A 21,134-nucleotide genomic window follows, 5' to 3' on the forward strand; every position below is an offset into this window, starting at 1 on the left:
CGCGATCGCGGGACGGGGGACACATGGGGTACGTGAGCTCGCGGCAGCCGGCCGAGCTGCCGGCGGAGGAGCGGAGCCGGCGGATCCGCCGGAGGACCGTCCAGGGCGCGGTCGTCGGCGGGCTCGCCGGAGTCGTGGCCGCGCCGGTCGGCGCGGTCAGCCTCGTCCCGCCCGAGCTGCTGGCCTCCCTGGGGTGGCTGGGTCTGCCCGTCGTGGTGGCGTGCGGCGGCCTCGGCACCTGGCTCGGCGTGATGGCCGGTCGCGAGAGCGGCGCCCGCGACGCGGGGCTCGAACCGGGCGAGACCGTGCTCAGTCAGTACGGCGTCCGCCCACCCGTGGTGGACGGACGGCCGACCGAGCCGTCGGACGACCGCTTCGCACTGCGCGTGACCGACTGCGGCCTCCAGCTCTGGGACGGCACCCGGCGGCTCTGGAGCCACCCCTGGTCCGAGGTCCGGCTGTCGACGGTCAAGGGCAGTCTGCTCCTCGTCCACCACGGGGACCAGGAGATCGCGGAGCTGCTGGCCGTGCCCGAAGGTGCGGGCTGGGACGCGCTGCTGCTCGGCGCACAGCGGCTGCGCGCGCAAGCGCACCGCCGCTGAGGCGCTGCCGGCCTACGCCCTCGGGTTGGGCTTCATCACCGCGAACACCGCACCGAAGGGGTCGGCGAGCCAGGCGATGCGACCCACGTCGGGGACGTCGGCGGCGGGCATCACGACCGAGCCGCCGCCGCCCTGCGCCGTGCGGGAGACCGCGTCGGGGTCCTCCACCGTGAAGTACGGGATCCAGGCCGCGTCCATCCCTTCCTGGAGCTCGGCCGCGCCTCCGAAGGACGTGTCCTCCTGGTCGCCCTCGGCAGTGGAGATCACCCGGTAGGTCATGCCGGGCGCCTCCATCCGGGACCAGCGCCAGCCGAAGAGGCTCTCGTAGAAGCCGAGGGTGGCCTCGGGGTCGGGGACGTGCAGTTCGGCCCAGAGGAGGGTGTTGGTGGCGGAGGTCCGATCCAGGCCCTTCACCGTCCCCGGCTGCCAGACGGCGAACTCCGCGCCCGCCGGGTCGGTGAGGCAGGCCATGCGGCCCGCGTCCATGACGTCGAAGGCCTCGACGCGCACGGTGCCGCCCGCCCCCTTGGCGGCCTCCTGGGTCGCGTCCGCGTCAGAGGTCTGGAAGTACACCGTCCAGGCGCTCTTCGCGCCCTCGTCGAGCGGTCCCAGGGCGCCGACCGTGGCGCCGTCCTGCTGGAAGAAGCCGTAGCCCCCGGCCTCCGGGCCCGCCGACCGGAAGTCCCAGCCGAAGACGGCGCCGTAGAAGGCTGCGGCGGCTTCGGTGTCGGGGCTGCCGAGGTCGATCCAGTTGGGGGAGCCCTTGGTGAACTGCGTACCGAGCATGGGTGGTGTCCCGTCCTTGCGTCGTCCGTGGCCGAATGTGGTCACCATGGCCGATCCTCACCCGCGGGCCCCCGTGGCGCAGCCCGGGGCGCCGCGTTTCATCCGGCCGGCCGACGGGCCGCCGCCGCCTCCAGATCGGCGAACAGCAGCTCGTTGCTGATCGCCACGCCGGCCCGGTAGCCACGGCTCACCGCGTTGACGACCTGCTCCTGCGGGCCCGTCACGTTCCCGGCGGCCCAGACGCCGGGAAGGCTCGTCCGGCCCGTCTCGTCGACCGCGACGAACTCCCCGAACGGGGTCTCGCGCAGCTCCGCGCCCAGCTCCCGCAGCACGTCGTCCCGTGCCGCGAGCCGCCGCGCCCCGACGAAGACCACCGAGCGCGGCACGATCCGCCCGTCGGCGAGCCGGACCCCGGTGAGCCGGTCGTCCTCGACGGCGAGCCCGGCGACCTCGCCGGTGACGACCTCGACCCCGGCCGCGTCGAGCAGAGCCGCGTCGGGGGCGGAGAGCCCGCCGGCGGTGTGCAGGAAGAGCGTCACGTCCTTCGACCAGCGCGAGACCATCAGCGCCTGGTGCGCGGGCATCGCCGGGTGGGCGATCACTCCGAACGGCAGGTCGCGGACCTCCCAGCCGTGGCAGTAGGGGCAGTGGAGCACGTCCCGGCCCCAACGCTCGGCCACCCCGTCGATCTCCGGCAGCTCGTCGACGAGGCCGGTCGCCACCACCAGCCTTCGCGCACGCGCGCGTGTGCCGTCCGCCAGGACCACGAGGAAGCCGTCGCCGTTGTCGGCTGCCGCCCGGGCCACCCGGCCCTCGCGCACGTCCACGCCGTACGAGGCGAGTTCGCGCCGTCCGGCCGCGAGGTAGTCGGCGGGGCTCGTCCCGTCCCGGGAGAGGACCCCGTGCATGTGGACGGCGGGGGCGTTGCGGGGCTCGCCCGCGTCCACGACCAGGGTGCTCAGCCGCGAGCGGCCCATGATCAGCGCCGCGCTGAGCCCGGCGGCGCCGCCGCCGATCACCATCGCGTCGTACCGCCCGGGAGTGTTCTCTGTGTGCGCATTCATGGTGAGAGGGTCGTTCCGCTTGTGAGGTTCGGGCAAGAAATCTTGCCGTTTCTGCAAGACTGGGACCATGACCGAAGACGACCGCATCGACGCCGTCCTGACCGAGGTCGGCCCCCGGCTCCGCCGTGTCCGCCGCGACCGCGGGGTGACCCTCGCCGAGCTCTCCGCCGCCACCGGCATCTCCGTGAGCACCCTCTCCCGGCTGGAGTCCGGGCAGCGCAGGCCCAGCCTCGAACTGCTCCTGCCGCTCGCCCGCGCCCATCAGGTCCCCCTCGACGAGCTGGTGGGCGCCCCGCCGGTGGGCGATCCCCGCGTCAAGGCGAAGCCCATCGTGCGCAACGGCCGGACGATGTACCCGCTGACCCGCCAGCCCGGCGGACTCCAGGCGTACAAGGTGATCCAGGAGAAGGCGCGCGAGGCCCCGGAGCCCCGGGTGCACGAGGGGTACGAGTGGCTGTACGTGCTCTCCGGGAAGCTCCGGCTGGTGCTGGGCGAGCACGATGTCGTGCTCGCCGCCGGCGAGGCGGCCGAGTTCGACACGCGCGTCCCGCACTGGTTCGGGCCGGCCGAGGACGGCCCGGTCGAGTTCCTGAGCCTGTTCGGGCCGCAGGGGGAGCGCATGCACGTGCGGGCGCGTCCCAAGAAGTCCGGCTGAGCGGTTCCGCCACAAGCAAGCGACCGCTTAGTATGCCACCGACCGCTCGGTACGGAGGAGGCATTCCGGATGCAGGCATGGCGTGTGTACGAGAACGGCGAACCGGGCGCGGTGATGCGCCGCGAGGAGGTGCAACCGCCCACGCCGGGCGAGGGCCAGGTCCTCCTCCGGGTCCGCGCCGCGAACGTCAACTTCCCCGACGCGCTGCTCTGCCGCGGCCACTACCAGGTGCGCCCCCCGCTGCCCTTCACCCCCGGCGTCGAGGTCTGCGCCGAGACCGAGGACGGGCGCCGGGTGATCACCACCGCGGCCCTCCCGCACGGCGGCTTCGCCGAGTACACCCTCGCCGACGCCGCCGGGCTCCTGCCCGCCCCGGAGGCCCTTGACGACGCCGAGGCCGCCGCGCTGCACATCGGCTACCAGACCGGATGGTTCGGCCTGCACCGCCGCGCCGCCCTCCAGGAGGGCGAGACCCTCCTCGTCCACGCGGCGGCCGGCGGCGTCGGCAGCGCCGCCGTGCAGCTCGGCAAGGCGGCCGGCGCCACCGTCATCGGCGTCGTCGGCGGCCCCGAGAAGGCCGCCGTCGCCCGCGCCCTCGGCTGCGACCTGGTGATCGACCGCCGCTCCGAGGACGTCGTCGCCGCCGTCAAGGCCGCCACCGGCGGCCGGGGCGCCGACGTGATCTACGACCCGGTCGGCGGCGAGGCCTACCAGCAGTCGGCCAAGTGCGTCGCCTTCGAGGGCCGGATCGTGATCGTCGGCTTCGCGAGCGGCGCCGTCCCGGCCCCCGCCCTCAACCACGCCCTGGTGAAGAACTACTCGATCCTCGGCCTCCACTGGGGCCTGTACGCGACGAAGGACCCGGGCTCGATCGGCCGCTGCCACGAGACCCTGACCGCCTACGCGGCGAAGGGGCTGATCAAGCCCCTCATCGGCGAGCGCGTCCCCTTCGCCCTCGCGGCGGACGCCGTCCAGCGCGTCGCCGACGGCACCACCACCGGCCGCCTGGTCGTCCTCCCGGAAGGAGCCCACGCATGACCGACGCCGAGGAACTCCGCTCCCTCACCCGGAAGTTGCTCGCCGAGCACCCGCCCGCCACGACCGACCGCACCGACTTCCTGAAGGCCCGCTTCGACGCCGGACTCGCCTGGGTGCACTACCCCGTGGGTCTCGGCGGACTCGACGCGCCCCGCGCCCTCCAGGCCGTCGTCGACGCCGAACTCGCCGCCGCGGGCGCCCCCGACAACGACCCACGCCGGATCGGCATCGGCCTCGGCATGGCCGCCCCCACCCTCCTGGCGTACGGCTCCGACGAGGTGAAGTCCCGCTTCCTGCGGCCCCTCTGGGTCGGCGAGGAGGTCTGGTGTCAGCTCTTCAGCGAGCCCGGGGCGGGCTCCGACCTCGCCGCGCTCGGCACCCGTGCCGTACGGGACGGCGAGGACTGGGTGATCGACGGGCAGAAGGTGTGGACCTCCAGCGCCCACATCGCCCGCTGGGCCATCCTCATCGCCCGTACCGACCCGGACGCGCCGAAGCACCGGGGCATCACCTACTTCGTCTGCGACATGACCGACCCCGGCGTGGAGGTCCGGCCGCTGCGCCAGATCACCGGCGAGGCCGAGTTCAACGAGGTCTTCCTCACCGGAGTCCGCATCCCCGACGCCCACTGCCTCGGCGAGGTCGGCGACGGCTGGCGGGTCGCCCAGACCACCCTCATGAACGAGCGGGTCTCCATCGGCGGCGCCCGCATCCCCCGCGAGGGCGGCATGATCGGGAAGCTCGCCACGACCTGGCGCGAGCGTCCCGAGCTGCGCACCCACGAGCTGCACCGGCGCCTCCTCGACCTCTGGGTCGACGCCGAGGTCGCCAGGTTCACCGGCGAGCGCCTCCGCCAGCAGCTCGTCGCCGGACAGCCCGGTCCCGAGGGCAGCGCCATGAAGCTCGGCTTCGCCCGGCTGAACCAGGCCATCAGCGGTCTGGAGGTCGAACTCCTCGGCGACGAGGGCCTGTTGTACGGGGAGTGGGAGATGCGCCGCCCCGAGCTCGTCGACTTCACCGGCCGCGACGCCGGCTACCGCTATCTGCGCTCCAAGGGCAACTCGATCGAGGGCGGCACCAGCGAGGTGCTCCTCAACATCGTCGCCGAGCGGGTCCTCGGCCTGCCGCCGGAGCCCCGCAACGACAAGGACGTCGCATGGAAGGACCTGACCCGATGACAGAGCAGAGCGATCTGCTGTACTCCGAGACCGAGGACGACCTGCGGGCGACGGTCCGCGCCCTGCTCGCCGACCGGGCCGGGCACCAGAGCCTGCTCGACCGGATCGAGACGGACGACCCGTACGTCCCCGGCCTCTGGACGTCCCTCGCGGGCGACATCGGCGCCGCTGGACTCCTCGTCCCCGAGAAGCTCGGCGGCCTGGGTGCGAGCCACCGCGAGGCCGCCGTGGTCCTGGAGGAGCTGGGCCGCGCGGTGACCCCGCTGCCGTACCTCACGAGCGCGGTGGTGGCCACGGAGACGCTGCTGGCCCTGGCGGGAGAGGGTGGCGGCCCGGCGGCCGAGCTCCTGGCGGAGCTCGCGAGCGGCCGGACGGTCGCGGTGCTCGTCGTGCCCTTGTCGACCGCACCGGACCAGGAGCCGCCGATCGCCCCCGAGGTCGCCGGCGTGGCCGACGCCGTGGCCGCCGACGTCCTGCTCGTCCCGCGCGCCGACGGCCTGTACGCCGTGCCGGCCGGAGAGGCGACCGTCGGGCCGCAGACCCCGCTCGACCTCACCCGCCCCCTCGCCCGCGTCAGCACGCCGCCCGGCGGCGGGATCCGGCTCGCCGAGGGGGACGCGGCCCGCGCGGCCGTCCGGCGCGGGCTCCTCGCGGGGGCCGGGCTGCTCGCCTCCGAGCAGCTCGGTCTCGCCGAGTGGTGCCTGGAGGAGACGGTTCGGCACACCCGCGAGCGCCACCAGTTCAACCGGCCCGTCGGCTCCTTCCAGGCCCTGAAGCACCGCATGGCCCAGCTCTGGCTGGACGTCGTCGGGGCCAGGGCGGCGGCCCGCGCCGCCGCCGACGCCCTCGCCACCGGCAGCCCGGACGCGCCGCTCACCGTGGCGGTCGCCCAGGCCTACTGCTCCAAGGTCGCGGTCCGCGCCGCCGAGGAGTGCGTGCAGCTGCACGGCGGGATCGGCATGACCTGGGAGCACCCGGCGCACCTGGCCCTGAAGCGGGCCAAGTCGGACCAGAGCGCCCTCGGTTCGGCGGGCCGGCACCAGGACGCGATCGCCGCTCTGATGGACCTCCCCGCGCCCAGGTAAGGGGCCGCTGTGTCCGTACCCCTTTACATACTGTTTAATTGCGAGCTGTTCGCAATTACAGTTGATCTTCAAGAGGGGTGTGGACACTGTGGCCGCCCGATCCGTCCGTCGAGCGACCGCCGCGATACTCACGGGGGCGCTCGCCCTCGCGACCGCGGCCTGCACGAACCCCGGATCCACCGCCGGCGGCTCCGGCGGAGCCAAGGATTCCGCGGTCGTCGGCATCGCCTACGAGCCCGAGACCCTCAGTCCCCTGCTCGGCTACGGCAAGGACGGCAACGCGAAGATCTTCGACGGGCTCCTCGCCTTCGACGCCGACCTGCGGCTGAAGCCGGCCCTCGCCGTGAAGCTGCCCCGCGTCAGCGCGGACGGCCTGACCTACACGTACACCCTCCGCAAGGGCGTCACCTTCAGCGACGGCGTCCCCTTCACCGCGAAGGACGTCGTGTACACCTACCGGACGATCCTCGACCCGAGGACGAACAACCCCTTCCGCACCGAACTCGACGCGCTCAGCAGCGTCGAGGCGGTCGGCGACGGCACCGTCGTCTTCCGGCTCAGGTACCCCTACGCCCCCTTCGCCGAGCGGACCGTCCACGCCATCGCCCCCGAACACGTCGCCGCGAAGCAGGACGTCAACACCGGCGCCTTCACGAGCAGGCCGATCGGCACCGGGCCGTACGTCCTCACCGGCTGGTCCAAGGGCGAGAAGCTCACCTTCACGGCCAACCCCGCCTACTGGGGCGGCGCTCCGCGGGTGAAGAAGTTCACCATGGCGATCATCAAGGACGACGACGTCCGCGCCACCCGTCTGCGCGCCGGCGACCTCGACGGCGCGATTCTGCCGCCCGACCTCGCCGCCGGATTCCAGGGCGACAGGGCGAAGAAGACCTGGACGGCGAAGACCTTCGACTACCGCACCGTCACCCTCCCCACCCACAACCCGGTCGCCGGCGACACCGCCGTCCGCCGCGCCCTCGACCTCACCGTCGACCGGCAGGCCATGGTCGACAAGATCCTCGAAGGCGCCGGAAAGCCCGCCTACGGGCCCGTCCCCACCGACAGCCCCTGGTTCGCGAAGGGCACCGAGCGCCGCCACGACCTCGCCGGCGCCGAGAAGATCCTCGACGAGGCCGGCTGGAAGCCCGGCCCCGACGGCATCCGCGTCAGGAACGGCGTCCGCGCCGCCTTCCCCCTCTGGTACCTCTCCGGCGACAAGCTCCGCCAGGACCACGCCCTCGCCTACGCCTCCGACGCCAAGAAGGCCGGCATCGACATCACCACCCAGGCCGGCCCCTGGGAGGTCATCGAACCCCGCATGAAGACGGACGCCGTCCTCGCGGGCGGCGGCTCACCCGGCGACCCCGACTTCGACCAGTACCTGCTCCTGAAGTCCACCCTCGGCGGCGACGGCTTCAACAACATGGCCCGGTACGACAACAAGACGGTCGACCGCGCCCTGGAGGACGGCCGCCGGACGGACGACCTCACGAAGCGCCGCGCCGCGTACGACACCGTCCAGCGCGAACTGGCGAAGAACCCCGGCTACACCTTCCTCACCCACATCGACCACCTCTACGTCGTGAACGACGCCTGGGACGGCTTGAGCACCCAGACCGAACCCCACGACCACGGCCTCGCCTCCGGCCCCTGGTGGAACGTCGAGACCTGGAAGCCGAAGCGTTGAGCCGCCGCCTCCCCTGGGGGGCCATGGCACGGATGACGGGACGGCGGGCCCTCGCCGCCGTCCCCGTCCTCCTCGGCGTCACCCTCGCGGTCTTCGCCGTCGCCGAAGCCTCCCCCTTCGACCCCGTCAAGGCCTACGCCGGCACCGCCGGACTCACCGCCTCGCAGGAGAACCTCGACCAGCTCCGCGCCAACCTCGGCGCCGACCTGCCCCTCCTCACCCGCTGGTGGGAGTGGCTCACCTCGGCTCTCACCGGCGACCTCGGCGACTCCGCCGTCATGCGCCGCCCCGTCGCCGAGGTCATCGGCGAACGCCTCGGCTGGTCCGTCCTCCTCGCCGCCACCGCCTTCGCCGTCGCCCTCGTCCTCGGCACCCTCCTCGGCGTGCTCGCCGGACGCCGCCGCGGCGGCCTCCTCGACCGGGCCGTCAGCTCCGCCGCGTACACCCTGGAAGCCGCCCCCGCCTTCTGGCTCGGCCTTCTCGCCATCTGGTTCTTCGCCCTGAAGCTGGGCGCGCTGCCCGCGGGCGGGCTCACCGACACCGGCAGCGACACCGTCACCGCCGGCCAGGTCGCCCGCCACCTCGTGCTGCCCGCCCTGGTCCTCGGCCTCTCCCAGCTGCCCTGGTTCTTCCTGTACGTCCGCCAGGGCGTCGGCGACGCCCTCGACGAGGACCCCGTGCGCGGCGCCCGCGCGCGCGGCCTGCGCGAACGCACCGTCCTCACCGGCCACGCCCTCCGCTCCGGAATGCTCCCCATGCTCACCCTCGTCGGCTCCCGCGTCCCCGAACTCATCACCGGCGCCCTCCTCGTGGAGACCGTCTTCAGCTGGCCCGGCATCGCCGCCGCCACCGTCACGGCCGCCACCTCCGTCGACTTCCCCCTGCTCGCCGCGCTCACCGTCCTCGCCACCGCCGCCGTCCTGCTCGGCAACCTGCTCTCCGACCTGCTGTACGGGCTCGCCGACCCGAGGGTGGGCTTCGATGGCTGACCCGCGCACCCACCGCGTACGGCTGTGGACCTCCGCCGTCACCGTCGGCGCCATCCTCCTCGCGGTCCTCGTCGTGCCCCCGCTCGCGCAGCTCGACGAACAGGCCGTCGACCTCTCCCGCAAGCTCCTCCCGCCGTCCTGGGACCACCCCTTCGGCACCGACGACCTCGGCCGCGACCTCCTCCTGCGCTGCGTCTACGGCCTGCGGATCTCCCTCCTCGTGGGACTGGTCGCCGCCCTCGTGGCCACCGTCGCCGGCACCGCCGTCGGCGCCGCGGCGGGAGCGCTCGGCGGCCGGACCGACCGCGCCCTGATGCGGCTCGTCGACGCCTTCTCCTCCGTGCCGCACCTGCTGCTCGGCATCTTCGTGGTGGCCCTCTTCCGGCCCGGCGTCTGGCCCGTCATCGCCTCCGTCGCCGTCACCCACTGGCTCTCGACCGCCCGGATCGTCCGCTCCGAGGTCCTCTCCCTGCGCACCCGGCCCTTCGTGGACGCGGCGATCTCCGGAGGAGCCTCACGCGCCCGGATCGCCGTCCGGCACCTGCTGCCGGCCGTCCTGCCGCAGGCCGGACTCGCCGCCGTCCTGATGATCCCGCACGCCATGTGGCACGAGTCCGCGCTCTCCTTCCTCGGCCTCGGCCTTCCCAGCCACCAGGCCAGCCTCGGCAACCTCGTGCAGAACGCCCGCTCATCGCTCCTGGCCGGCGACTGGTGGCCCACCCTCTTCCCCGGCCTCCTGCTCATCCTGCCGACCCTCGCCATCGCCGGCCTCGCGGGCGCCTGGCGCGATCACCTCAACCCACGCCGCCGATCGGAGCTGACGCTTTGAACTCCCGCGTCGAACGCGCCCTTCAGGCCGTCACCGCCGAGCGGGCCGAGGACGCCGTCCTCAGCGTCCGCGGCCTCACCGTCAGGTTCCGGATGCCCGGCGGCCGGACCGTCGCCGCCGTCGGCGACGCCGACTTCGACCTGGCGGCGGGGGAGTGCCTCGCCCTCGTCGGCGAGAGCGGCTGCGGCAAGTCCGTCCTCGCCTCCGCCCTCCTCGGCCTCCTCCCCGGGAACGCCGAGACCTCCGGTACGGCGCTCCTCGACGGCACGGACCTCCTCGCCGCCGACGAGAAGACCCTCGCCCGCACCGTACGCGGCAGGCGCGTCGGCCTCGTGCCCCAGAGCCCCGCGGCGCATCTCACGCCCGTCCGCACCGTACGGTCCCACCTGGAGGAGACCGTCCGCGCCCTCACCTCCACCGGGCGCCGGGGGCGCCGCAAGGCCGCCGAGGCCGCCGCCGACCGCGCCGCCTTCCCCGCCGGACACCTCGACCGGTACCCGCACGAACTCTCCGGTGGCCTCGCCCAGCGCGCCGCCACCGCCCTCGCCCTCATCGGCGACGCCCGGCTGCTGCTCGCCGACGAACCCACCACCGGCCTCGACCGCGACCTCGTCGACCGCACCGTCGACGAACTGCGCCGCCACGCCGACGAGGGCCGCGCCCTGCTCCTCATCACCCACGACCTGGCCGCCGCCGCACGCATCGCCGACCGCGTCGCCGTCATGTACGCGGGCCGGATCGTCGAAGTCGCCCCCGCCCACCGCTTCTTCGGCCCCACCGGGCCCCGGCACCCCTACGCCCGCGGCCTGCTCGACGCCCTGCCCGACCGGGCGTTCACCCCGATCCCCGGCATGCCGCCCGAGCTGTCCGCCCTGCCCGAGGGCTGCGCCTTCGCCCCGCGCTGCCCCCGCGCCACCGACCGCTGCGCCACCCGCCCCGACCTCACGGCCGGAGTGGCCTGCCACCACCCGGAGCAGCCCCGTGCTTGAACTCGACTCCGTCACCGCCGGATACGAGCGCCGCGCCCCCGTCTTCCGCGGTGCCTCCCTCACCCTCGCCCCCGGCGAGTCCGTCGGACTGCTCGGCCCCAGCGGCTGCGGAAAATCCACCCTCGCCCGGGTCGCGGCCCTCCTCCACCGCCCCGACGCGGGCCGACTCGTCCTCGACGGCACCGAGGTACGGGCCTGGCGGCACCGCGCCCCGCGCGAGCAGCGCACAGCCGTCGGCGTCGTCTTCCAGCAGCCCCGCGCCGCCGCCGACCCCCGCCTCACCCTCACCGAACTGATCGCCGAACCCCTGCGCGCCACCGGCCGCCGCGCCGCGGCCGCCGACCGGGTCGCCGCCCTCGCCCCGGCCGTCGGGCTCACCCCCGACCTCCTCGGCCGCCGCCCCCACGAGGTCAGCGACGGCCAGCTCCAGCGCGCCTGCCTGGCCCGCGCCCTGACCCTCCGCCCCCGCTGGCTGATCTGCGACGAGATGACCGCCATGCTCGACGCCTCCACCACCGCGGCACTCGTCGCCGCCGTCGAGACCTACCGCGCCGAGACCGGCGCCGGCCTCCTCGCCGTCGGCCACGACCGCGTCCTGCTGAACCGCTGGTGCGACCGCACGGTCGAATGGAAGGACTGCCTGGCCACCGCGCCCTGACCGGATCTCACCCGTATGGCCGCCCCGCCATACGCCCGGACGGACCGCGCATTCCGTCACACTGTCCGCCGAACGCCGCAATTCCGGTGCGGCGACGGAGGGACGTGAGAGCGATGGCCGTTTCCATTTCTGTCGTGGTGCTGCTGCTGGTGCTGGCCGTGATCTTCCTGCGGAACGGCGGCCTGAAGGTCACCCACGCCCTCGTCTGCGCCCTGCTCGGCTTCTTCCTCGCCGGCACCAGCATGGCGCCCACCATCCACAACGGCGTCGCGGCCACCGCGAACGTGGTCTCCAGCCTCAGGCCCTGACCCGCCGCGCCGGGGGTTCGGATATCCGAACCCCCGGTTCGGGGGCGAGCACGATCGACCCGCCCGGCCCCGCCCGCCGAGGATGAGGGCATGGCTGAGACGACGACGGACACGAGGGCGGCGACCGCCGCACGCGCCGAGGACCTGCACCGCTCCTACGGGCGCGGCGCCGCCACCGTACACGCGCTGCGCGGGGTGTCGGTGGCCCTCGCGCCGGGCACCTTCACCGCGGTGATGGGCCCGTCCGGATCCGGGAAGACCACCCTGCTGCACTGCCTCGCCGGAATGGACCGGCCCACCCGCGGCGCCGTGTGGTGGGGCGACACCGAGGTGACCCGGCTGCCGGAACGGAGACTGGCGGAACTGCGGCGGACCCGGATCGGCTTCGTCTTCCAGGCGTTCAACCTGATGCCCGCCATGACCGTCGCCCAGAACGTCGAGCTGCCCGGCCGCCTCGCGGGCGCCCGGCCGGACCGCGGCCGCGTCCTCGACGCGCTCGCCCGAGTCGGCCTCGCCGGGCGCGAACGGCACCGCCCCGGACAGCTCTCCGGAGGCCAGCAGCAACGCGTGGCCATCGCCCGCGCGCTCGTCTCCCGGCCGCGCGTCCTCTTCGCCGACGAACCGACCGGCGCGCTCGACCGGGCCACCGGCCACGAGGTCCTCGCCCTGCTGCGCTCAGGCGTCGACCAGGACGGCCAGACCTGTGCGATGGTCACCCACGACCCCGTCGCCGCCGGATACGCCGACCGCGTCCTGCTCCTGGCCGACGGCCTCGTCGTGGACGAACTCGACCGGCCCACCCCCGCCGAGGTCGCGGCACGCCTCGGCCGGCTCGGCGGGTGAGCGCCGTGACCCTCCTCGCCCTCGCACAGCTGCGCCGGCGTCCGGCCGCCTTCGCCGGACTCGCGGTCGCGCTCTTCCTCCTCGTCGCCACGACGACGCTCTTCGGCTCCCTGTTCGCCACCGAGGCCACCGCCCCCGACGCCGTCCGCCGGACGGCGGTGGCGGGGCCCGGCCTGATGGTGATCGCGGGTGCCTTCGGCGAGATCGCCGTCCTGGTCGCCTTCTTCGTCGTCGTCAACGCGGTCGGCTTCGCGCTGCGCCGGCAGCACCGCGAGCTGGCGCTGCTGCGGACCATCGCGGCCACCCCCCGTCAGGTACGACGCCTCGTCCGCGTCCAGATCGCCGCCACCGCGCTCGCGGTGGCCGCGCCCGGCGCGCTCGCCGGGACGTCCGCCTCCCGCCTCTTCCTCGACGCGCTGCGGCGGCGGGGGATGGCGGCGCCCGACCTGCGGGTTCCGCTCACCCCACTGCCCGCCCTCGTCGCCGTGACGATCACGCTCGCCGTCGGGCTCGCCGCCTCGGCCGTCGCCGTCCGGCGGATCTCCCGGATCGCGCCCGCGGCCGCGCTCACCGCGACCGCCACCGAGCAGGGACGGACCGGCGTGCCGCGCCTGCTCGCGGGCATCTGCGCCGCGGTGGGCGGCGGCCTGCTGCTGAGGCTCGCCGCGACCAGGCCCGCGGGGGAGCTGGACAAGGCGGGGCAGGCGGCGCTGTTGGGTTCGCTGGTGCTGCTCGTCGCGGTCGGCCTGACGGGGCCGCTCGCGGCGCGGGCCCTGGTGGCCGTCCTGGGTGCGCCCGCACGGGCGCTGATGCCCGGCACGGGCTGGCTCGCGGACGCCCAACTGCGGGGGTACGCCCGGAGGCTGACGTCCGCCGTGGTGCCGGTCGCGCTGCTCGTCGGTCTGTCGGCGACCATGATGATCATGACACGTACCGCAGAGCACGCGGCCGGCACGACCGGTGCCACCTCCGCCACCGACGTCTGGCTCCGCCAGGCCGAACTGGCCCTGCTCACCTCCTTCGCCGCCGTCTCCACGATCAACACGCTCATCGCGGTCACGGGGGAGCGGCATGGCGAGTTCGCCCTGCTGCGGCTCGTCGGGGCGACCAGGCGTCAACTGCTGCGCATGCTCACGGCCGAGGCCGCGCTGACCACCGCGGTCGGCGTCCTCCTCGGCAGCGCGGTCGCCGCCCTCTCCACGTCCGCCTTCAGCACGGCCGCGACCGGATCGCCGCTGCCGTCCGTCCCGGCCGAGGCCTGCGCCTGGATCGTCACGGGCGCGGCGGTGCTGACGTTCCCGGCGACCCTGGGCGCGGGCCTGCGCGCGATCCGGGGCCCGGCGGCCGAACGGGCGGGCGGCGGCCGTGACTGACCCGGACGCCGGGCGGACGCCCGGGTCCGCGTCCGCCTGGCGCCGGTACTTCTCCGTGCGTGCCGGCGACTGGGTGTTCGCGGTCGTGGGGATGCCCCTCGCACTGGTCTGTGGCGCCTACGCACTCGCCGTTCTGTACGCCGGGACCCTGCTCTCGCTCACCGTGCTCGGGCTGCCGTTCGTGGTCGTCGCGCTGCTCGGCGCGCGGGGTCTCGGCGGGCCGCATCGTCGCCTCGTCGGCGCGCTGCTCGGTGCGACCGTCGAGGCTCCGGCCGGGCTGACCCGTCCCCACGGGCTCATCGCCCGTGGCCGGGTCGTCCTCGCCGATCCGGTCGCCTGGCGGACGCTGCTGTACCTGGTCCTGCGGCTGCCGCTCGGCGTGCTCGGGCTCCTCGTCGCGGTGGGGCTGCCCCTCGGGTGCGGATGGCTGATCGGCTTTCCGCTCTGGGGGCGCCTGATGGAGCCCGATTCCCCGCCCGCCGCCTGGCTGGACGCCACGTCCGTCCTGCTCGGTCTCGCCCTGCTCGCCGGTGTGCCCGGTGCGCTGCGGGCCGTGGCCGGGGCGAACCGGCGGCTCGCCGGATGGCTCCTCGGGCCCGCCCGTGCCCAGCGCCGGGTCCGCGAGCTGGAGGCGGCCCGTGCCGCGCTGCTCGCGGACAACGGCGACCGGCTCCGCCGTCTGGAACGGGACCTGCACGACGGCACGCAGGCCCGGCTCGTGGCCCTGGCCATCACCCTCTCGCTGACCGACGACGCGCTCGACCCGGAGTCCGGCCCGGACCTCGCCCGGCTGCGGACCCTGCTCGACCGTGCCCGTGGCCAGACCGAGGAGACCGTCGCCGAGCTGCGGCTGCTCACCCGCGGCATCCACCCCGTCGCCCTGGACGGCGGTCTCGGCGAGGCCCTGCCGGGACTCGCCGCCACCTCGCCCGTCCCCGTCACCCTCCGGCTGGACCTCGCCGAACGCCCGCAGGAGGCGATCGAGCGGGCCGTCTACTTCTGTGCCGCCGAGCTGCTCACCAACATCGCCCGGCACAGCGGGGCCCGCGCGGCCGGGCTCGCGGCCAGCGTGCGCGGCGGCCGGGTGCGGCTGACGGTCCGTGACGACGGCCGCGGCGGCGCGGCCCCCGGCGGCGGTACCGGTCTCGCCGGTCTGGCCGAGCGGCTCGCGGCGGTGGACGGCACCCTGCGGGTGGACAGTCCGCCGGGCGGCCCGACGGAGATCACCGCCGAGCTGCCCGCCAGGCTGTGACGGCCGGTCAGCCGCCGGTCCCGGACGTCTCGGACAGATAGGCGAGGACCGCCTTCACGCGCCGGTTGTCCGCCTCCGTGGCCGGCAGGCCGAACTTGGCGAAGACGGCCGCGACATGCTTCTCCACCGCCCGCTCCGAGACCACGAGCCGCTCGGCGACGGAGCGGTTGGAGTGCCCCTGCGCCATCAGCTCCAGGACCTCCCGCTCGCGCGGTGTCAGGGTGTTCACCCGGCCCCCGCGCTCGCCGTGCACCAGCCGGTCGACCACCTCAGGGTCGAGCGCCGTGCCGCCGTCCGCCACCCGGCGCAGCGCGTCCACGAACTCGGAGGTACGGGCGACGCGTTCCTTCAGGAGGTAGCCGACGCCCGTCGCCCCGCCGGCGAGGAGCCGGGCGGCCCAGGCGGTCTCGATGTGCTGGGAGAAGACGAGGACGCCGACCTCGGGCCTGGTCGCCCGGATCTCGACGGCGGCCCGGATGCCCTCGTCGGTGTGGGTGGGCGGCATCCGGATGTCGACCACGGCGACGTCGGGCCGGTGCCGGTCCACCGCGGCGAGCAGCTCGTCCGCCGTCCCCGCGGTGGCCACCACCTCGCATCCGCGGGCGCCGAGCAGTTCGACCATCCCGTCCCGGAGGACGACGGAGTCCTCGGCCAGCACCACGCGCAGAGATCGTTCGTTCACCCCGCCATTATTCGTTCGGCCCACCCGTGCGGGCCCCGTTCTGGGGCGTCCTCCGGACCGCTCGTGAACGGCGCATGAAAGCGGGGGCGGCTCCATGTACTTCTCACGCACCCCCGCCTACCGTCGGTAACAGGCGCGAACATGCCAGGAATCCGAGGAGCCGTTTTGACCACCCCACCACCCCGCGGACGAGCACGCGCCCTCGCGCTGATCGCCGCCCTCGCGGCGACCGTCCTGGCGGGCTCCGCACCCGTCGCCCAGGCCGAGGAGATCCCCCTCGCGCCGGGCCACCGCCTCGTCGACCATTACGAGGGCGCCCCCGCCACCGCCCGGCCCGTGCCCGGCAAGGGCCCCGCCCAGCACCCGTACCTCGCCCCCAACGGCCGCAGCGGCATGCACGCCGACGGCGCCGGCAGCGGCACCCACCCCTTCCCCGGGCCGCTCGGCCGCGACCCCGAGGTCTCCAGCGAGAAGATCGCCGCCCTCGGCGGCGAGTGCGCCACCGTCACCTTCGACGCCGCCGGCCGCCTGGTCACCGTCTGCGGCACCTTCAGCGGCTTCCTCCTGAAGCTCCTCGACCGGCGCACCCTCGCCACCCTCGCCGAGTACAAGCTGCCGCAGCGCTCCTCCACCGTCGAGGCCGTCACCCGCCTCGACTTCGAGAAGATCTTCAAGAAGTCCTCGCCCTCATTGCGCTGACCTGCACGGATGGCCGTGCGAGGTGTGCTGGCCTGCGACTTTGCAGCTTTCCAAGGCTTTCATGATGACGCCGTCTTAGCCGGTCGATTCTCCCCAGCCGCTCCCCAGGGCGCCTTCATTCTCCCCAGATTCTCCCCAGCAGCAGCCAGTTCGGGGCGACATCACCGCTGGTGAGCTGACTTCCTCGTGCCTGCGAGACCGCTACTCATCGTCATCGGCCCCGAGCGCGCGCGTGGGTCCTGGGCATGGAGGCCCCGGGTCGGCAGAAGCAGGGTGGTCAGTGTCCAAGCGGTCCTACGATCTCAGGCACGCTGGCAGCTCGTACTCGCTGTACTCCGGTGTGGACCCGGCCGAATGCGCTCGCTGAGCGTCTGCGGCGCGATCGAGCGAGTTCGTCGCCTTCGCGTTGGCTCTCTACGCGGACGATCCCGTCGAGGACGAGCAGGTCCTACAGATTCCGTACGGTGAGGAACTCGTCTGGGGTGACGTACGTGCACTTCGCCGCAAAGGTCATGAGGATGTCCGGGACGACCGAGGTCACGGTGCTCTGTCCAGTGGGATACGCCGGGCGGTGGCCGCGAACGCCCGTCATCGCGTTCGTCTGCAGCTCGATCGCCGTGGCAGGCGTGGTCTCGGCGCTGAACACGGCTGCCTGACTATCGCCCGGGACCCAGCGGTGGCACCCGCTCCTCGGGCTGCGGGTGCCGGGCGAACCAGCGGGCGACCGGTTCCGCCGACACCCCGTGCAGGACCACGCTGAGCAGGACCGTCGCTGCGGTCACGTTCACCACGAAGTCTGCTTCTTCCTTCGGGAGTTGAATGGAGGCAAGGACCGCGAAGACGATCGAGGTGACACCGCGTGGCCCGAGCCAGCCGATCGCGACGCGTTCGGGGCGGGTGAAATCGGTGCCGGTGAGCGACACCATCACCGGAACGAACCGGGCCACGGTCAGTACGAGGATCGCGTACGCGAGGACCTGGAGCGCGATCCCGTCGGCGAACGCCTCGGCGGCCAGCGCGCCGAAGGCGTACCAGGCCGCCAGGGCCAGCAGATGGCTGACGTCCTCCACCAGGGTCAGGGAGTCACTCCCGATCACGGAGACGGTGTTCGCGTACCAGAGGCCCGCCACGAACGCCGCGACGAAGCCGTTGCCCTCGACCAGCACGGAAGCCGCGTACGTCAGGAAGGGCAGGGCGAGCCCCGCCATGCGCAGGCTCGCGGGCTTGGCCCACCCGGACTCCAGCGCCCGGCGCACCACCTGGGAGGCCAGGAACCCGAGGACGCTGCCGATGATCGCCGCGTACACCGCGCCCTTGAGGGCGTTGAGGAGGAGGTCGCCGAACGTGTCGCCCTCGGCGGAGACCATGTTGGCGACGCAGAAGACGAAGAGCGGCGAGATCAGTCCGTCGTTGAACCCGCCCTCGATGTTGAGCGCCGCCCGCACCCGCAGGGGCACGCGCTCGTCCCGGAGGATCATCAGGACCGGGGCGAGGTCCATGGGCATGACGACGAGCGCCGCGACTGCCAGGAGCCACCAGCTCCTCCCGGGGAAGACCAGGGCGCCCGCCAGGGTGGCGAGCAGGAGGGAGGCCGGCAGGGCGATCCCGAGGAGCCGCCCTTCCCCGACCGGACCCCGCAGCCGGGCGTATTCCCGTGCCTCGGTGGCATCCGTGAACAGCATGACCGCGAGGACGAGTTCGATGGCCCGCTGGAAGGTGTGGGTGTCCACGTCGAGCGGCACGACCGGGTGGTCCTGTCCGCTGAGGAGAACGCCGGCCGCGGCGAAGGTGATCGGGGCGGTGATGCTCCACCGTGCCAGCCGGTCGGACACGACGGTCCACAGGAACAGCAGGGACAGCAGGACGAGGAGAGCGATCACGGCGACTCGCAGAGCGGGAGTGGACAGAAGGCAGGACAAGGTGGGGTGACGCCGAGGCCGACGGTGACATCCTCACAGGTGAAAGGGTGATCGTCGGCCTCGGACACACCGCGTGCGCCGCTCTCGGCCCTGGCGCCGGGACGCCTGCTCTGTTCTCCTTGCCCCGGAGTGGAGTTCAGCGGCCCAGGTCCGACAGAACCGCCTTCGCCGCGTTCTCGCCCGACGTGGCCGCGTCGGCGAGCGACGGCATGTCGAGCTGATAGTCGCCGGCCAGATGGATCGGCCCGAGAGGGTTGCGAAGTGTGGGCAGCGACTCACGTCCCCGGGGTGCCCAGAACGGCACCACACGGCGGTGGCGTCGTACGATCCCGTCGCCGAGCCTCCCTTCGAGCTGGGGGTAGACCGAGAGCAGATCCCTGGAGAAGCGGGCGACGATCTCCTCGTCGGAGAGGTCGAACAGCGCGTCGGCCGAAGCGCCGCCGGCGAAACACGCCAGCGCACCACCCGGCTTCCGCGGACCGTTCTTACGTAGCGCGGCGGCGTGGTTGAACATCGCCTGGAAGGACAGTTGCGGCGTGGACACGGCGAGGAGCCCGTCCCAGGGCTGAGGCCCCTCCTCTTCGGTGAAGAATCCGACGATCACGTACCGCCCGTAGCGGATGTCGCCGAACGCGTTGCGATGTGTCGTCGGAAGTCCGGGAAGGATCTGCAGCGCGATGTCGCTGGGAACCGAGACGATGGCGCGCTTCGCACGTATCCGTTTCGAGCGGCCGGCCGCGACGTAGTCCACGACGACGCCGTCCCCGCTCTTCTCCACTGTCCGGACGGTCGCCCCGAGCCGAAGACGCTCGCCGAGGTCGGCGGCCAGGATGTCGGTCAAGGTCTGGTTGCCACCGGCCGGCAGGGCGAAGTTCGGCACCTTCGCCGGGTCCGTCAGAGCGAGTCCGATCGACACCACAAGCTGGGTCGCCGCCGTCTCCTCCGGCTCGCACCCCATCCACTGCCCTGACCACGAACGGACCATGGTCCGGGTCAGCTCGGAGCGGACACCGCGCAGGAGATCCGATGCGGGACGCGCGTCGAGCCCGGCGCGCACCTTCTTCGCGAGGCGGCTGTCCGATTCCAGGAACGGGGCCGCGGCAAGGATGCGGGCACCGACCATGGCCATGCCGACGCGATCCATGAAGCCCATGCGGGTGCGGAACATGAGGGCGAGTACGTCGGACGTGTCGACCAGTGCGCCGTTGAGAACAAGCGCCACGCTCGTGTCGGCCAGGGACCCCATCTCGATGTCGTGCCGATGGAGAGCGTCGATCAAGGGCCCGGTCCCCTCCGTGAACTGGGTGCCGACGTTGATCCAGTACTCGCCCTTCCGGACCGTCTCGACGCGTCCCCCCGACCGATCCGCCGCTTCGAGTACCACGACGTCCGCCCTGTCCGCGAGCGTCGTGGCCGCCATCAGGCCCGACATTCCCGCGCCGACGACCACGACGTCGCAGGTCTCCTCGTCACTGTCTTCCACTGCGGCCATGACTAGCGACTCCTTGTACCGTTCTTCACTGCGCTAAGAATGAAAGTCGACTCGTATTCGAGAATACGCGAGCAGGCGGCGCCAGTACACCCGGAGGACGTGTGGGCGTCACGTGGCGCGGAACCGTCCTGGTTCGACCTCCGCGACCCGGCCCGCGCCGACCAATCGGCTCAGGTGTTGCGCCGCGGTTCGGCGCTCGACCGGCAGCACGTGGGCGCCTTCGACGTGAGAGCCGTAGACCAGGCGGCGATCGGCGATCTCGTCGACGGTCCGGGGTTCGGAGAGGAACGTCAGGAGGGTCGCGTCGCGCTTCGCCATCACGCCGGCGAATGCGTCGAGGCGCTCCGAGAACTCGGTGGCACCTTCGATCACGCCCCGCTGGTGGGCCGTGCCGTACCACCGGGCGTCGATCGCCCTGCAGCGCCGCATGGACGCCTCGAAGTCGGTGAGGCTGCTGCCGACGTCCCCGTAATAGGGACCGAACGACGTCAGGTCGATGTCTGCCACGAAGAGGAATCCGTCCGGCTCGATCAGGAAACCGCAGTGGCCGGCCGTGTGGCCGGGCAGGTGCACGACCGTCACCGTGCGACCGCCGAGGTCGAACACGGTTCCGTCGGTGAACCCCGTCGCGTTGTTGCGGTCCCGGACGTGGAACTGGTCGCGGAGCATCGTCTCGGTCTGCTCAGTGGCTTCCGGTGGGAGGCCGTAGCCGGCGGCCATGACTCTGCGGGATCGCAGGGCGGCGAGGTCCTTCTCGTGGATACGGACGGGCACCTCGTAGCCGCCGAGGCCTGCGACGTGGTCCTCGTGTGCGTGGCTCACGAGGACTATGTCTGCGGGTGGTGCCGAGTCGACGAGCGACAGCGACGGGTCGATGACCAGTGTCTCGGCGCTGCCGCGTACGAGGACGGAGTTGGCGTACGGGTAGGCACCTCGCTCGGCGCCGATCAGTACGGTGACTCCGCCGAACTCCGCTTCTGTGTATCCCGTCGTGAGCAAAGTGGGC

General features: G+C 73.3%; 21 protein-coding genes and 1 pseudogene. 15 read left to right on the forward strand and 7 right to left on the reverse strand.

All coding sequences use genetic code 11. The features are described from left to right. Window positions 1-23: 23 nt before the first annotated feature. Window positions 24-602 carry a hypothetical protein gene (locus AB5J54_RS35730; RefSeq protein ID WP_369148081.1) on the forward strand — a complete coding sequence of 193 codons (579 nt, stop codon included), beginning with the start codon at window positions 24-26 and terminating at the stop codon, window positions 600-602. Between the two features lie 12 nt (window positions 603-614). Here the strand turns inward: AB5J54_RS35730 and AB5J54_RS35735 are convergent, their stop codons facing one another. Further along, the gene (locus tag AB5J54_RS35735) at window positions 615-1,388 is read right to left on the reverse strand and encodes a VOC family protein (protein ID WP_369149564.1); all 774 of its coding nucleotides are present in this window, start codon (window positions 1,386-1,388) and stop codon (window positions 615-617) included. A 98-nt stretch (window positions 1,389-1,486) separates the two neighbouring features. Continuing rightward, window positions 1,487-2,452: an NAD(P)/FAD-dependent oxidoreductase gene (locus AB5J54_RS35740; protein WP_369148082.1), complete on the reverse strand. Its 966-nt coding sequence runs from the start codon at window positions 2,450-2,452 to the stop codon at window positions 1,487-1,489. A gap of 67 nt (window positions 2,453-2,519) precedes the next feature. On the opposite strand from AB5J54_RS35740, the gene AB5J54_RS35745 reads away from it, so the two are divergent. The 13 genes from AB5J54_RS35745 (at window position 2,520) to AB5J54_RS35805 (ending at window position 15,336) form a co-directional block, all read left to right on the forward strand. Further along, complete coding sequence (locus AB5J54_RS35745) at window positions 2,520-3,107, forward strand: helix-turn-helix domain-containing protein (protein WP_369148083.1); 588 nt, start codon at window positions 2,520-2,522, stop codon at window positions 3,105-3,107. 69 nt (window positions 3,108-3,176) lie between these two features. Then, window positions 3,177-4,145 carry an NADPH:quinone oxidoreductase family protein gene (locus tag AB5J54_RS35750; protein WP_369148084.1) on the forward strand — a complete coding sequence of 323 codons (969 nt, stop codon included), beginning with the start codon at window positions 3,177-3,179 and terminating at the stop codon, window positions 4,143-4,145. Next, window positions 4,142-5,323, forward strand: a complete 1,182-nt coding sequence (locus AB5J54_RS35755; RefSeq protein WP_369148085.1) for an acyl-CoA dehydrogenase family protein — start codon at window positions 4,142-4,144, stop codon at window positions 5,321-5,323. Before AB5J54_RS35750 ends, AB5J54_RS35755 begins: the two co-directional genes overlap by 4 nt. After that, entirely contained in the window at window positions 5,320-6,408 is a 1,089-nt protein-coding gene (locus tag AB5J54_RS35760; RefSeq protein WP_369148086.1) for an acyl-CoA dehydrogenase family protein, read from the forward strand. The genes AB5J54_RS35755 and AB5J54_RS35760 overlap by 4 nt, the downstream gene beginning before the upstream one ends. A gap of 88 nt (window positions 6,409-6,496) precedes the next feature. Further along, complete coding sequence (locus AB5J54_RS35765) at window positions 6,497-8,095, forward strand: ABC transporter substrate-binding protein (RefSeq protein ID WP_369148087.1); 1,599 nt, start codon at window positions 6,497-6,499, stop codon at window positions 8,093-8,095. Continuing rightward, entirely contained in the window at window positions 8,092-9,084 is a 993-nt protein-coding gene (locus AB5J54_RS35770) for an ABC transporter permease (RefSeq protein WP_369148088.1), read from the forward strand. Before AB5J54_RS35765 ends, AB5J54_RS35770 begins: the two co-directional genes overlap by 4 nt. Continuing rightward, a complete protein-coding gene (locus AB5J54_RS35775; RefSeq protein ID WP_369148089.1) occupies window positions 9,077-9,913 on the forward strand; it encodes an ABC transporter permease in 837 nt (278 codons plus the stop codon). The genes AB5J54_RS35770 and AB5J54_RS35775 overlap by 8 nt, the downstream gene beginning before the upstream one ends. Before the next feature lie 92 nt (window positions 9,914-10,005). Next, window positions 10,006-10,902, forward strand: a complete 897-nt coding sequence (locus AB5J54_RS35780; protein ID WP_369149565.1) for an ABC transporter ATP-binding protein — start codon at window positions 10,006-10,008, stop codon at window positions 10,900-10,902. Next, window positions 10,895-11,560: an ABC transporter ATP-binding protein gene (locus AB5J54_RS35785; RefSeq protein WP_369148090.1), complete on the forward strand. Its 666-nt coding sequence runs from the start codon at window positions 10,895-10,897 to the stop codon at window positions 11,558-11,560. Before AB5J54_RS35780 ends, AB5J54_RS35785 begins: the two co-directional genes overlap by 8 nt. 113 nt (window positions 11,561-11,673) lie before the next feature. Further along, complete coding sequence (locus tag AB5J54_RS35790; protein WP_030690730.1) at window positions 11,674-11,868, forward strand: hypothetical protein; 195 nt, start codon at window positions 11,674-11,676, stop codon at window positions 11,866-11,868. Window positions 11,869-11,958: 90 nt separating this feature from the next. After that, entirely contained in the window at window positions 11,959-12,711 is a 753-nt protein-coding gene (locus AB5J54_RS35795; protein WP_369148091.1) for an ABC transporter ATP-binding protein, read from the forward strand. Between the two features lie 5 nt (window positions 12,712-12,716). After that, on the forward strand, window positions 12,717-14,084 hold the full coding sequence (locus tag AB5J54_RS35800) for an FtsX-like permease family protein (RefSeq protein WP_369149566.1): 1,368 nt from the start codon (window positions 12,717-12,719) through the stop codon (window positions 14,082-14,084). Further along, entirely contained in the window at window positions 14,077-15,336 is a 1,260-nt protein-coding gene (locus tag AB5J54_RS35805) for a sensor histidine kinase (RefSeq protein WP_369148092.1), read from the forward strand. Before AB5J54_RS35800 ends, AB5J54_RS35805 begins: the two co-directional genes overlap by 8 nt. 7 nt (window positions 15,337-15,343) lie before the next feature. On the opposite strand, the gene AB5J54_RS35810 is transcribed toward AB5J54_RS35805, so the two are convergent. Beyond that, entirely contained in the window at window positions 15,344-16,018 is a 675-nt protein-coding gene (locus tag AB5J54_RS35810; protein WP_369148093.1) for a response regulator, read from the reverse strand. A gap of 141 nt (window positions 16,019-16,159) precedes the next feature. On the opposite strand from AB5J54_RS35810, the pseudogene AB5J54_RS35815 reads away from it, so the two are divergent. Next, window positions 16,160-16,702, forward strand: a pseudogene (locus AB5J54_RS35815) (hypothetical protein); the annotation flags it as partial. A gap of 463 nt (window positions 16,703-17,165) precedes the next feature. Here AB5J54_RS35815 and AB5J54_RS35820 read toward each other — a convergent pair. The 4 genes from AB5J54_RS35820 to AB5J54_RS35835 form a co-directional block, all read right to left on the reverse strand. Further along, the gene (locus AB5J54_RS35820) at window positions 17,166-17,363 is read right to left on the reverse strand and encodes a hypothetical protein (protein WP_369148095.1); all 198 of its coding nucleotides are present in this window, start codon (window positions 17,361-17,363) and stop codon (window positions 17,166-17,168) included. A gap of 10 nt (window positions 17,364-17,373) precedes the next feature. After that, window positions 17,374-18,597, reverse strand: a complete 1,224-nt coding sequence (locus AB5J54_RS35825; RefSeq protein WP_369148096.1) for a cation:proton antiporter — start codon at window positions 18,595-18,597, stop codon at window positions 17,374-17,376. Between the two features lie 175 nt (window positions 18,598-18,772). Further along, on the reverse strand, window positions 18,773-20,086 hold the full coding sequence (locus AB5J54_RS35830; protein WP_369148097.1) for a flavin monoamine oxidase family protein: 1,314 nt from the start codon (window positions 20,084-20,086) through the stop codon (window positions 18,773-18,775). A gap of 150 nt (window positions 20,087-20,236) precedes the next feature. Continuing rightward, the gene (locus AB5J54_RS35835) at window positions 20,237-21,127 is read right to left on the reverse strand and encodes an MBL fold metallo-hydrolase (protein ID WP_369148098.1); all 891 of its coding nucleotides are present in this window, start codon (window positions 21,125-21,127) and stop codon (window positions 20,237-20,239) included. Window positions 21,128-21,134: the final 7 nt, after the last annotated feature.

The sequence above is a fragment of the Streptomyces sp. R44 genome (assembly GCF_041053105.1).
Classification (GTDB): Bacteria; Actinomycetota; Actinomycetes; order Streptomycetales; family Streptomycetaceae; genus Streptomyces.

Excerpts from the sequence above, each read along its gene's own strand:
- AB5J54_RS35735 (WP_369149564.1), bottom strand. The coding sequence starts at position 1,388 with ATGCTCGGTACGCAGTTCACCAAGGGCTCCCCCAACTGGATCGACCTC.
- AB5J54_RS35760 (WP_369148086.1), top strand. The coding sequence starts at position 5,320 with ATGACAGAGCAGAGCGATCTGCTGTACTCCGAGACCGAGGACGACCTG.
- AB5J54_RS35730 (WP_369148081.1), top strand. The coding sequence starts at position 24 with ATGGGGTACGTGAGCTCGCGGCAGCCGGCCGAGCTGCCGGCGGAGGAG.
- AB5J54_RS35750 (WP_369148084.1), top strand. The coding sequence starts at position 3,177 with ATGCAGGCATGGCGTGTGTACGAGAACGGCGAACCGGGCGCGGTGATG.
- AB5J54_RS35775 (WP_369148089.1), top strand. The coding sequence starts at position 9,077 with ATGGCTGACCCGCGCACCCACCGCGTACGGCTGTGGACCTCCGCCGTC.
- AB5J54_RS35755 (WP_369148085.1), top strand. The coding sequence starts at position 4,142 with ATGACCGACGCCGAGGAACTCCGCTCCCTCACCCGGAAGTTGCTCGCC.
- AB5J54_RS35740 (WP_369148082.1), bottom strand. The coding sequence starts at position 2,452 with ATGAATGCGCACACAGAGAACACTCCCGGGCGGTACGACGCGATGGTG.
- AB5J54_RS35795 (WP_369148091.1), top strand. The coding sequence starts at position 11,959 with ATGGCTGAGACGACGACGGACACGAGGGCGGCGACCGCCGCACGCGCC.
- AB5J54_RS35780 (WP_369149565.1), top strand. The coding sequence starts at position 10,006 with ATGCCCGGCGGCCGGACCGTCGCCGCCGTCGGCGACGCCGACTTCGAC.
- AB5J54_RS35790 (WP_030690730.1), top strand. The coding sequence starts at position 11,674 with ATGGCCGTTTCCATTTCTGTCGTGGTGCTGCTGCTGGTGCTGGCCGTG.
- AB5J54_RS35745 (WP_369148083.1), top strand. The coding sequence starts at position 2,520 with ATGACCGAAGACGACCGCATCGACGCCGTCCTGACCGAGGTCGGCCCC.